Genomic DNA, 12540 nt, shown 5'->3' with positions numbered 1-12540 from the left:
TTAGTCATCAGTCCAATTTATTATAGAGCCATAAATTATAAATGAATAAAGCACATAGATGATATTTAATAAACATCATCTATGTGCTTTTATTTCGCTTTATTTAATTGAAATTTAAACGAGTTTCTCAACATACATATAGTTTAAGTAAGAATAATTATATTATTTAATGCCACGACGCATTTTTTCAGCTAATAATGTATTATTAAGCACCATAGTAATTGTTAATGGGCCAACGCCACCTGGAACTGGCGTAATTGCACCGGCAACTTCTTTAACTTCTTCAAATTCAACGTCACCTTTTAATTTACCATTCTCATCTGGAGTGTTACCAACGTCAACAATAACAGCGCCTTCTTTTACATCATCTTTAGTTACTAAACCTGGTTGACCAACTGCGCTGACAATAACATCAGCATCTTTCAAATGGCTATGCATGTCTTTAGTACGTGAATGTAGAATAGTTACTGTAGCGTTAGCTTGTAATAATAATTTTGATACTGGTTGACCGACAATATGGCTACGACCAATAACAACTGCATTTTTACCTTCTAAATCAATATCAGCATGTTTAAGAATTTCCATAATGCCTAGTGGCGTACATGGAACAAAAGTTTGCTCATCAATATATAACTTACCGATATTTGAAGGGTGGAAGCCATCAACGTCTTTTTCAGGATTAATCGCTTCTAAGATTTTTTGTTCACTTACTTGTTTAGGAAGAGGTACTTGAACTAATATTCCACTTACTGAATCATCATTGTTTAAACGGTCTAATTCTTTTAATACATCTTCTTCAGAAGTATCCTCATCTAAATGAACAATTTCAGAAATCATACCGATTTTTTCAGCAGCTTTCTTTTTAGAGTTTACATAGCTTTGACTCGCACCATCATTACCTACTAAGATTACGGATAATTTTGGTGTGTAACCTTTTTCTTTTAAAGCTTCAACTTGATTTTGTAAACCTTGTCTGTAGTCCTTAGAAATTTGTTTCCCATCTAAAATTTTTGCAACCACAAAAAATTCCTCCTTGTTTGTTTAAATCATACTTATACCTTAACTTTAAATCTTCTGTCACGTCAATCGATAGCTGAAAGACGTAAATTAAAAGTAAAAATTAAGTTAAAGTTCGATTTTTGATTGAAAAAGCATCTCATGATTGTTATGCTATATCTGTAATATACAACTTATCGTAACTAAATTTCAAACTTTTGAAAGGGTGTACAACGTGAAAGTAGCGGTTATTATGGGTAGTTCTTCAGATTGGAAGGTTATGCAAGAAAGTTGTGCGATGTTAGATAAATTCGAAATACCGTACGATAAGAAAGTCGTTTCGGCACATCGTACGCCTAAATTAATGTATGAATTTGCAAGTCAAGCTAGAAAACATGGATACGATGTCATTATTGCTGGTGCAGGTGGTGCTGCACATCTACCAGGAATGGTTGCATCAATGACAACAATACCAGTTATAGGTGTACCGATTGAGTCAAAAAGTTTAAAAGGATTGGATTCTTTACTATCGATTGTTCAAATGCCAGGAGGTATTCCGGTGGCTACAACTGCAATAGGTAATGCAGGTGCAAAAAATGCTGGGATATTAGCTGCGAGAATTTTAAGTATTAGTAATGAATCAGTTCGTAAACATTTAGATGAATATGAGCAAAGTCTAGTAGATAAAGTTGGTGAAATGCAAAATGAACTTCAGTAAATTAAAGTTCGGTGACACGATTGGTATTATCGGAGGCGGTCAATTAGGTAAAATGATGGCTCAATCTGCTCAAAAAATGGGTTTTAAAGTCATTTGTTTAGACCCTAACCCTGATAGTCCGTGTAAATCAGTAGCTCACGAATTTATAACTGCCGCTTATGACGATGAAGAAGCTTTGCATGAACTCGGTGAGAAATCTGATGTAATCACTTATGAGTTTGAAAATATTTCAGCTGAACAACTTATTCGTCTAACTCAAAAATTCAATATTCCTCAAGGTTATCAAGCTATTCAATTACTACAAGATCGTTTAACTGAAAAACAAACATTACAACAAGCAGGATCTAAAATTGTTCCTTTTTTACCTATTAAAGAGGAAAAAGACCTAAATGTTGTGATTAATCAATTAGGATATCCATTTATAGTTAAAACGCGTTTTGGTGGTTACGACGGTAAAGGACAAGTATTAGTTAAAAATGAAGAATCCATTCAAGAAGCTAAAGATCTCATTTCACAACAAGAGTGTGTAGCAGAACAATTTCTTGATATTGCACTCGAAGTTTCTTTAACTGTTACGATTGGTAACCAAAAACAAATTACGTATTTCCCTCTTCAAGAAAATGAACATCGAAATCAAATATTATTTAAAACCATTGTGCCTGCGAGAAGTGATAAGGAACAAGAAGCTAGAGATGAAGTAAATAAAATTATTAATGAAGTACATTTTGTAGGTACGTTTACAGTCGAATTCTTCATCGATAAATCAAATCATTTATATGTAAATGAAATTGCACCACGTCCACACAATTCAGGACATTATTCAATTGAAGCTTGTGATTATTCACAATTTGATACACATATATTAGCAGTTACTGGACAAAATCTTCCAAAAGAAATTGAGATTTTAAAACCTGCAGTGATGATGAATTTGTTGGGTCGCGATTTAGATTTATTAGAAGATCAGTTCGCTAATCATCCAGAATGGCATGTTCATATTTATGGGAAACCTGAACGTAAACCTAATCGTAAAATGGGGCATATGACAATTTTAACGAATAATGTCGATGAAACTGAGAAAGATATGCTCAAACAGTTTGAAGGGAGAGAATAGTTAATGGCGCTATTATATGAAGGAAAAGCGAAAAGAATTTTCTCAACAGACAATGTAGATCAATTGAGAGTTGAGTATAAAGATGAAGTTACGGCTGGTAATGGTGCAAAAAAAGACAAAATGGAAGGTAAAGGACGATTAAATAATCAAATTACCTCTATAATATTTGATTATTTAGCTCAGCATGGAATTGCGAGTCATTTTATTAAGCAGCTTTCTGAAACGGAACAATTAGTTGAAGAAGTTAAAATCATTCCACTAGAAGTTGTAGTACGTAACATAGCAACAGGTTCTATAACGAAACGTTTAGGTTTTAACAAAGGTTATGAATTCGAAGCACCGTTAGTTGAATTTTTCTATAAAAATGACGACTTAAATGACCCGTTAATTACGGATGATCACGTTAAACTTTTAAAAATAGCGAGCGATAGTGAAATTGAAACACTAAAAACTATGGCTAAAGATATTAATAAAGTATTAGTTCAATTGATGGATGAGATGGATTTAAGATTAGTTGATTTTAAAGTTGAATTTGGTAAAACTTCTGACGGTAAAATTTTATTAGCTGATGAAATTTCTCCAGATACATGTCGTATTTGGGATAAATATTCTGATTCTAACTTTGATAAAGACGTCTATCGCAATGATACAGGTTCACTTATTGACACATATACAACATTTTTAAATAAATTGGAGGAATTAAAATAATGAAAACTATTGAACTTCACATTACATTACAACCACAGGTGTTAGATACTCAAGGACAAGCACTAAATCGAGCTGTTCACGACTTAGGTTATAAACAAGTTAATGATATTCGTGTAGGTAAAGTTTTATACATGACGGTTGACGAAGCAACGGATGAAGCGGTCGATAACATTGTGACGACATTAAGCGAAAAGTTATTCGCAAATACTGTAATTGAAGAATATAGTTATAAAATCGTTGACGAAAAGGAGAATGCATAAAATGAAATTTGCAGTTCTCGTATTCCCTGGATCTAATTGTGATAGAGATATGTACAACGCAGCGATTAAGTCAGGTGCGCAAGCAGATTATGTTGATTATCGTGAGACATCATTGGAAGGTTATGATGGCGTATTAATCCCTGGTGGTTTTTCATTTGGAGACTATTTACGTTCAGGTGCAATGGCGAGTGTAGCACCAATAATTAACGAAGTAAAACGCTTGGCTAACGATGGCAAACCCGTTCTAGGTGTATGTAACGGATTCCAAATTCTCACTGAGATTGGTTTATTACCTGGTGCATTACTCCATAATGATTCTCATTTATTTATTAGCAGAAATGAAAATCTAAAAATTGCTAATAATCAAACTCCTTTTACAAATTTGTATGGTGAAAATGAAATTGTAGTTTATCCAGTAGCGCATGGCGAAGGTCATTATTATTGCACAGATGACATATATAACGAATTAGTTGAAAATAATCAAATTATCTTAACATATGAAGATAATCCAAACGGCTCTCATGAAAATATTGCAGGTATTGTAAATAAAGCAGGTAATGTTTGCGGAATGATGCCACACCCTGAACGTGCGCTTGAAAAAATTCTTGGAACTGACAGTGGCGTGAAATTATTTGAAGCAATGGTTAATAGTTGGAGGGAACAAAATGTCTAAGTTTATCGAACCTAGTATTGAAGAAATTAAGTTTGAAAAATTATATCAAGATATGGGCTTAAGTGACGCAGAATATAACAAAGTTTGTGAAATATTAGGAAGAGAACCTAATTTTACAGAGATAGGCATCTTCTCGGTTATGTGGAGTGAGCACTGTTCTTACAAGCACTCTAAACCATTCTTAAAACAATTTCCAACTACTGGTGAGCATGTCTTAATGGGACCAGGTGAAGGCGCAGGTGTTGTGGATATTGGTGATAATCAAGCAGTAGTATTTAAAGTTGAATCACATAACCATCCGTCAGCTATCGAACCTTATCAAGGTGCTGCAACTGGTGTAGGTGGCATCATTAGAGATATCGTATCAATTGGAGCTAGACCAATCAATCTGTTAAACAGTCTACGTTTCGGTGAATTGTCAGTTAAACAGAACCAACGTTTACTTAAAGGTGTAGTACGTGGTATTGGCGGTTATGGAAATTGTATCGGTATACCTACAACAGCTGGAGAAATTGAATTTGATGATCGTTACGATGGAAATCCATTAGTTAATGCCATGTGTGTAGGTGTTATTGATCATGACATGATTCAAAAAGGGACTGCTAAAGGTGAAGGTAACTCAGTCATTTATGTAGGTTTAAAAACAGGCCGTGATGGTATTCATGGTGCAACTTTTGCATCTGAAGAGTTAACTGAAGAAAGTGAAAGTAAAAGACCATCTGTTCAAATTGGGGACCCTTTTGTAGGTAAAAAATTAATGGAAGCCACATTAGAAGCGATTACTTTCGACGAATTAGTTGGTATTCAAGATATGGGGGCCGCTGGTTTAACATCTTCATCATCAGAAATGGCAGCTAAAGGTGGCAGTGGTCTTGAATTACATTTAGATCAAGTGCCTACACGAGAACCAGGTATTTCACCTTATGAAATGATGCTTTCTGAAACACAAGAAAGAATGTTATTAGTAGTTGAAAAAGGTACTGAACAAAAATTCTTAGATTTATTTGAAAAACATGAACTTGATAGTGCAGTTATTGGTGAAGTAACAAATACTGACCGCTTCGTACTTAAATATGAAGATGAAGTATTCGCGGATATACCGGTTCAATCACTTGCAGATGAAGCGCCGGTCTATGTTTTAGAAGGTGAAGTGAAAGAGTATAACACATCTAAAAATGACTATAGTTCTATAAATGTCGAAGAAACATTCAAGAAACTTCTAATACATCCAACGATTGCCTCAAAACATTATTTGTATGAACAATATGATCAACAAGTTGGTGCCAATACTATCATTAAACCAGGTTTACAATCTTCAGTTGTTCGTGTTGAAGGTACGAATAAAGCTGTAGCCTCTACAATTGATGGTGAAGCGCGTTATGTGTTTAATCAGCCTTATGAAGGTGGAAAAATGGTCGTAGCTGAAGCCTATCGCAATTTAATAGCAGTAGGTGCAACACCACTTGCTATGACGGATTGCTTAAATTATGGCTCTCCTGAAAAGAAAGAAATCTATCAGCAGTTAATTGATTCAACGAAAGGTATGTCAGAAGCGTGTGAAGTATTAAAAACACCGGTTGTTTCAGGTAACGTATCACTCTATAACGAAACACGTGGTACATCCATTTTCCCAACGCCTGTCGTAGGAATGGTTGGTTTAATAGAGGATATTGATTATCTGAATGATTTCCATCCTGAAGCTGGTCATAAATTATATTTAGTTGGTGAAACAAGAGATGACTTTGGTGGTAGTCAAGTTGAAAAATTATTATACGGTAAAGTCAATCATGAATTTGAAACGATTGATTTAAGTGATGAAGTTAATAAAGGAGAAGCAGTCAAGAATGCGATTAGAAGTGGCGTTGCTTCTCACGTACAAACAGTTGGTAAAGGTGGTTTATTGATCAGTTTAGCGCGTATCAGTGCTCATTATGGTTTAGGACTAGAAGCTTCAATTGACCTTTCAGATGCACAATTGTTTAGTGAAACGCAAGGTCGATATATTATTGCTGTTAAAGATGGACAGACGTTAAATATTGAGGGAGCTGTAGAAATTGGTCAATTAACAGATGTTGATGAATTTAAAGTTACTAATGCTCAAAGTTCGATTGTTGAAAAAGTCTCAGAGATTAAAGAAAGTTGGGAAGGAGCAATTGCACAATGTTTAACTACAGTGGATTAAACGAAGAATGTGGTGTGTTCGGCATTTGGAATCATTCAGAAGCCACTCAATTAACCTATATGGGACTTCACAGTTTACAACATCGTGGTCAAGAAGGTGCAGGTATTGTTGTATCAGATGGAGAAGTTTTAAAAGGTGAACGTGGTCTTGGATTGTTAACAGAAGCAATAAAAGGTGATCAAATGGATCAACTTAAAGCTGGACACAACGCCATAGGCCATGTTCGCTATGCCACATCAGGTAATAAAGGGATTGAAAATATACAACCATTTTTATATCACTTTTACGATATGAGCGTTGCGATTTGCCACAATGGTAATTTAATTAATGCCCAGACGTTACGTCAATATTTGGAAAAACATGGTGCAATCTTCCATTCTTCATCTGACACTGAAGTAATTATGCATTTAATACGCAGAAGTAAAGCACCAACTTTTGAAGAAGCGTTAAAAGAGAGCTTGCGACAAATTAAAGGCGGATTCACATTTGCAATACTTACTAAAGATGCATTATATGGAGCAGTAGATCCTAATGCTATCCGTCCACTGGTAGTAGGTAAAATGCAAGATGACACGTACATCTTAGCTAGTGAAACATGTGCCATTGATGTATTAGGTGCTGAATACGTGCAAGATATCCATGCCGGAGAATATGTTGTTATTAATAATGAAGGTATTGAAGTGAAATCATATACGAGTCATACAAATACAGCAATTTCAGCTATGGAATATATTTATTTCGCTCGTCCTGATTCTACTATTGCTGGCAAAAATGTTCATGCTGTTCGTAAAGCATCTGGAAAAAAATTAGCACAAGAAAGCCCTGCAAATGCAGATATGGTTATTGGAGTACCCAACTCATCATTATCAGCTGCAAGTGGGTATGCTGAAGAAAGCCACCTACCTTATGAAATGGGGTTGGTGAAGAACCAATACGTAGCTCGTACATTTATCCAACCTACTCAAGAGTTAAGAGAACAAGGTGTCCGCGTTAAATTATCGGCAGTCAAGGATATCGTAGAAGGTAAACGAATTGTTTTAGTTGATGATTCAATTGTGCGTGGAACAACGAGTAAACGTATTGTCAGAATGTTAAAAGACTCCGGAGCAAAAGAAGTTCATGTAAGAATCGCTTCTCCAGAATTTATGTTCCCAAGCTTTTACGGAATAGATGTTTCAACGACTGCTGAACTCATATCTGCAAGTAAGTCACCTAAAGAAATTTGTGATTATATTGGTGCAGACTCATTATCTTATTTAAGCGTAGACGGTCTAATTGAATCGATTGGATTAAATTATGACGCACCGTATAGTGGTTTATGTGTAGAGAGCTTTACTGGTGATTATCCAGCAGGACTATTTGATTACGAAGATAAATATTATAAGAACTTAAGTCAACGTCAACAGGATTATATTAATAATCATAAACACTACTTTGATAGAGAGGGTAATATTCATGTCTAAAGCTTATGAACAATCAGGTGTTGATATTCATGCAGGTTATGAAGCGGTTGAGAGAATGTCTAGTCATGTTAAACGAACAATGCGTAAAGAGGTACTAGGTGGTTTAGGTGGATTTGGTGCTACCTTTGATTTGTCTCAATTAAATATGAAGGCGCCTGTACTAGTTTCTGGTACAGATGGTGTTGGTACTAAATTGAAATTGGCTATTGATAATGATAAACACGACACAATCGGAATAGATGCAGTAGCAATGTGTGTAAATGATATTTTGACTACTGGTGCTGAACCATTATATTTCTTAGATTATATTGCAACGAACAAAGTTGTTCCAGAAGTAATCGAACAGATTGTTAAAGGTGTAAGTGATGGATGCGAAGAGACTAACACTGCACTTATTGGTGGAGAAACAGCTGAAATGGGTGAAATGTATCATGAAGGTGAATATGACCTTGCCGGATTTGCTGTTGGAGCAGTCGAGAAAGACGACTATATTGATGGATCAGCAATTCAAGAAGGTCAAGCCATCATTGGTTTAGCCTCTAACGGAATACATTCAAATGGTTATAGCTTAGTACGTAAATTAATTAAAGAATCTGGTATTGATTTAAATGACGATTTTGATGGTCGTACGTACTTAGAAACATTTTTAGCCCCAACGCAATTATATGTTAAACCAATTCTTGCTTTGAAAAAAGCTGTTCAAATTAAAGGAATGAATCATATCACTGGTGGTGGTTTCTATGAAAACATTCCACGTGGATTACCTGATGGATTAGCAGCGAAAATTTATACACAAGCTTTTCCTACACCAAAAGTATTTGATTGGTTACAACAACAAGCTAATATTGGAACTGATGAAATGTACAATGTCTTTAATATGGGTATTGGTTTCACAGCCATAGTAGATAAAAAAGACGTTGCACAAACACTTGATATCTTAAAACAACAAGGTATTTCTTCTTACGAAATAGGTGAAATTATTGCCAATGCAGAGTCACCCATTTTACTTGAGGGGGTAGAATAGTGACTAAAGTAGCTATATTTGCATCTGGATCAGGTAGTAATTTTGAGAATATTGTGCTAAAAGCAGATAAAGGGGAGCTCAACAATATAGAAATTACTTCATTATATACTGATCATCACGATGCTTATTGTGTTGAACGAGCCAAACATTTAAAAGTAACAGTTAATATAAATGAGCCTAAGGATTTCACTACTAAAGCAGATTACGAACAACATTTAATAGAACTGTTAAAGCGTGAAGAAGTTGAATGGATAATACTTGCTGGCTATATGCGATTAATTGGACCTGATTTATTAGACGCTTACGAAGGTAAAATTTTAAACATCCATCCATCACTATTACCGAAATATAAGGGGAAAGATGCTATTGGACAAGCGTTTAATAGTGGCGATAAGGTAACTGGTTCAACTGTACATTATGTTGATAGTGGTATGGATACGGGAGAAATTATTGAACAACGACAATGTGATATAAAACAGGACGATACTAAAGATAATTTGGAAGAACGTGTAAAGCGTTTGGAGTATGAACTTTATCCAAGTGTTATAGCTAAAGTTATTAAATAAGGAGTTAATCTAATCATGAAAAAAGCAATTTTAAGTGTCTCAAACAAAAGTGGAATAGTGGAGTTTGCTAAATCTTTAATCAAATTAGATTATGAATTATATTCAACTGGAGGAACTAAAGGTGCTTTAGAAGATGCTTCTGTACCGGTGAAATCTGTTTCAGAATTAACGCAATTTCCTGAAATTATGGACGGACGTGTTAAAACATTACACCCGGCAGTACATGGTGGCATTTTAGCAGATCGTGATAAACCTGAACATTTAGAACAGTTATCAGAACAACATATTGATTTAATCGATATGGTAGTAGTTAACTTATATCCTTTCCAAAAAACAGTAGCCAAACCGGATGTAACAGTAGCAGAAGCAATTGAAAACATCGATATTGGCGGACCTACAATGTTACGTGCTGCAGCTAAAAACTTTAAACATGTGACTACAATTGTACATCCAGCTGATTATAATGAAGTCATTGAACGCATAAAGGAAGACCGACTCGATGAGGATTTCCGTAAAGAATTAATGATTAAAGTTTTTGCACATACGAACGAATATGATCATGCCATTGTAAGTTTTTTCAAAGGTGATAGTGAACAATTAAGATACGGTGAAAACCCTCAGCAATCAGCGCGTTTTGTTCGTACTTCGAATAGCAAACACACAATTGCAGGTGCTAAACAATTACATGGTAAAGCTTTAAGTTTTAACAATATTAAAGATGCTGATTCTGCACTTTCACTTGTTAAGAAATTTAAAGAGCCTGCTGCCGTTGCAATTAAACATATGAACCCTTGTGGTGTTGGTATTGGAGACAATATTGAAACTGCATTTAAACATGCTTATGATGCAGATAATCAATCTATCTTTGGTGGCATTATCGCATTAAATAGAACAGTAACTGCTGATTTAGCTGAAACATTACATGCTATATTTTTAGAAGTAGTGATTGCTCCAAGGTTTACTGATGAAGCTTTAGACATTTTAACTAAAAAGAAAAACATACGTCTATTAGAAATAGATATGACGATTGATAATCGTGAAGAAGAATTTGTTTCAGTTTCAGGTGGGTATTTAGTTCAAGATAAAGATAATTTTGAGGTAGCTAAAGAAGACATGAAAGTAGTAACTGAAAAAGCGCCTACAGATGATCAATGGGATGCAATGCTACTTGGTTGGAAAGTGATTCCATCTGTTAAAAGTAATGCTGTTATATTGAGCAATACCAAACAAACTGTAGGCATTGGTGCAGGTCAAATGAACCGTGTTGGTTCAGCCAAAATAGCTTTAGAGCGTGCTATAGAAATGAATGACAATGTTGCTTTAGTATCAGACGGCTTTTTCCCAATGGATGATACGGTTGAATTAGCTGCAAAACATGGTATCAAAGCCATCATACAACCAGGTGGATCAATTAAAGATCAAGACTCAATAGATATGGCGAATAAATATGGTATTGCCATGGTGACTACAGGCATGCGTCACTTTAAGCATTAATTAATCATTCAAAATAATGGAAGGAGTAATATTAATGAATGTTTTAGTTATCGGAGCAGGTGGTCGAGAGCATGCTTTGGCAAATAAATTACATCAATCACCGTTAATTGATCAATTGCACGTAATTCCAGGTAATGATGCTATGGCTAATGTTGCAAGAGTGCATACTGAGATTGCAGAGTCTGATCATGAGTCAATCTTAAACTTTGTTAAAGAAAATAAGGTTGAATGGGTGGTTATTGGTCCTGAACAACCATTAATTGATGGTTTATCTGATAAATTACGTCAATCAGGAGTTAAAGTATTTGGTCCTAATAAAGATGCAGCTCAAATTGAAGGATCTAAGCTGTTCGCTAAAAAAATTATGCAAAAATATAATATTCCAACAGCAAAATATAAAGAAACAAATAACAAAACAGATGCGCTGGCATATGTAAATCATTGTGATTTACCAATTGTAGTTAAAAAAGATGGTTTAGCTGCTGGTAAAGGTGTAATCATTGCTGAAACACGTGAAGACGCAATTAAAGCAGTAGAATCACTTTATCCTGAAGAACATGGTGAAGTGGTCTTTGAGCAATTTTTAGAGGGTGAAGAATTTTCATTAATGACATTTATTAACGGGGATTATGCAGTTCCATTTGATTGTATTGCGCAAGACCATAAACGTGCTTTTGATAATGATGAAGGACCAAACACTGGAGGAATGGGTGCATATTGCCCGGTGCCACATATTACTGAAGATGTCTTAGAACGCACAAATAAAGATATTGCACAGCCTATTGCAAAAGCGATGAAAGCTGAGGGTTATGATTATTTTGGTTTACTTTATATTGGTGCTATTTTAACGTCAGAAGGCCCGAAAGTAATTGAATTTAATGCGCGCTTTGGTGATCCTGAAGCTCAAGTTTTATTAAGTCGTTTGGAAAGTGATTTAATGGCTCAAATTGTTGCTTTAGATCGTAAAGAACCTATTCTATTTCAATGGCAAGATGATTTTGTTGTAGGAGTTATGCTAGCTTCTAAAGGATATCCAGGTGCTTATGAAAAAGGAGCTAAAGTAACAGGCTTTGAATTAAATGATACTTATTTTGTGAGTGGATTGCGTAAAGAAGATGATGGATTTGTTACTTCAGGAGGCAGAGTTATATTAGCTGTTGGAAAAGGAGAAACAATTGAAGAAGCGCAAAAAGCAGCCTATAAAAATGTAGAAAAAATTAAGAGTGATAATTTATTTTATCGTAATGATATTGGAAATAAAGCATTAAAATAAGTGAATATATAATTGTAGCCTGAGACATAATTCAATGACTCAGGCTACAATTATATATTGGCAGTAGTTGAC

Annotated in this window: 12 protein-coding genes; 11 read left to right on the top strand and 1 reads right to left on the bottom strand. The window is 34.8% G+C overall.

Translation table 11 applies throughout. The features are described from left to right. Positions 1 to 162: 162 nt before the first annotated feature. Positions 163 to 1020, bottom strand: coding sequence for a bifunctional methylenetetrahydrofolate dehydrogenase/methenyltetrahydrofolate cyclohydrolase FolD (gene folD, locus HMPREF3134_RS01515; RefSeq protein ID WP_070440313.1), 858 nt, complete (start codon positions 1018 to 1020; stop codon positions 163 to 165). A gap of 211 nt (positions 1021 to 1231) precedes the next feature. Between folD and purE the strand changes: the two genes are divergently transcribed. From purE to purD, 11 genes are read left to right on the top strand one after another with little or no spacing between them, the layout of a single operon-like run. Further along, the gene (gene purE / locus HMPREF3134_RS01510) at positions 1232 to 1714 is read left to right on the top strand and encodes a 5-(carboxyamino)imidazole ribonucleotide mutase (RefSeq protein WP_070440311.1); all 483 of its coding nucleotides are present in this window, start codon (positions 1232 to 1234) and stop codon (positions 1712 to 1714) included. After that, positions 1701 to 2825, top strand: a complete 1125-nt coding sequence (gene purK / locus HMPREF3134_RS01505) for a 5-(carboxyamino)imidazole ribonucleotide synthase (RefSeq protein ID WP_070440309.1) — start codon at positions 1701 to 1703, stop codon at positions 2823 to 2825. The genes purE and purK overlap by 14 nt, the downstream gene beginning before the upstream one ends. Positions 2826 to 2828: 3 nt before the next feature. Next, the gene (purC, locus tag HMPREF3134_RS01500) at positions 2829 to 3533 is read left to right on the top strand and encodes a phosphoribosylaminoimidazolesuccinocarboxamide synthase (protein ID WP_070440307.1); all 705 of its coding nucleotides are present in this window, start codon (positions 2829 to 2831) and stop codon (positions 3531 to 3533) included. Then, positions 3533 to 3793: a phosphoribosylformylglycinamidine synthase subunit PurS gene (gene purS / locus HMPREF3134_RS01495; protein WP_033079949.1), complete on the top strand. Its 261-nt coding sequence runs from the start codon at positions 3533 to 3535 to the stop codon at positions 3791 to 3793. Before purC ends, purS begins: the two co-directional genes overlap by 1 nt. A 1-nt stretch (position 3794) precedes the next feature. Further along, positions 3795 to 4466, top strand: a complete 672-nt coding sequence (purQ, locus tag HMPREF3134_RS01490) for a phosphoribosylformylglycinamidine synthase I (RefSeq protein ID WP_033079948.1) — start codon at positions 3795 to 3797, stop codon at positions 4464 to 4466. Next, positions 4459 to 6648, top strand: a complete 2190-nt coding sequence (gene purL, locus HMPREF3134_RS01485) for a phosphoribosylformylglycinamidine synthase subunit PurL (RefSeq protein ID WP_070440305.1) — start codon at positions 4459 to 4461, stop codon at positions 6646 to 6648. The genes purQ and purL overlap by 8 nt, the downstream gene beginning before the upstream one ends. Further along, on the top strand, positions 6627 to 8111 hold the full coding sequence (gene purF / locus HMPREF3134_RS01480; protein ID WP_070440303.1) for an amidophosphoribosyltransferase: 1485 nt from the start codon (positions 6627 to 6629) through the stop codon (positions 8109 to 8111). The genes purL and purF overlap by 22 nt, the downstream gene beginning before the upstream one ends. After that, positions 8104 to 9135 (top strand): phosphoribosylformylglycinamidine cyclo-ligase, encoded by a 1032-nt coding sequence (purM, locus tag HMPREF3134_RS01475; RefSeq protein WP_070440301.1) that lies wholly within the window; start codon positions 8104 to 8106, stop codon positions 9133 to 9135. The genes purF and purM overlap by 8 nt, the downstream gene beginning before the upstream one ends. Next, a complete protein-coding gene (gene purN / locus HMPREF3134_RS01470; protein ID WP_070440299.1) occupies positions 9135 to 9701 on the top strand; it encodes a phosphoribosylglycinamide formyltransferase in 567 nt (188 codons plus the stop codon). Before purM ends, purN begins: the two co-directional genes overlap by 1 nt. A gap of 15 nt (positions 9702 to 9716) precedes the next feature. After that, complete coding sequence (gene purH / locus HMPREF3134_RS01465) at positions 9717 to 11195, top strand: bifunctional phosphoribosylaminoimidazolecarboxamide formyltransferase/IMP cyclohydrolase (RefSeq protein WP_070440297.1); 1479 nt, start codon at positions 9717 to 9719, stop codon at positions 11193 to 11195. A 34-nt stretch (positions 11196 to 11229) separates the two neighbouring features. Next, positions 11230 to 12468, top strand: a complete 1239-nt coding sequence (gene purD / locus HMPREF3134_RS01460; RefSeq protein ID WP_070440295.1) for a phosphoribosylamine--glycine ligase — start codon at positions 11230 to 11232, stop codon at positions 12466 to 12468. The last annotated feature ends 72 nt before the right edge of the window (positions 12469 to 12540 follow it).

The sequence above is a fragment of the Staphylococcus sp. HMSC14D10 genome (assembly GCF_001808125.1).
GTDB classification, from domain to species: Bacteria; Bacillota; Bacilli; order Staphylococcales; family Staphylococcaceae; genus Staphylococcus; species Staphylococcus haemolyticus.
Note: the sequence above shows the minus strand (reverse complement) of the source record. Positions and strands in the feature narration are given on the sequence as shown.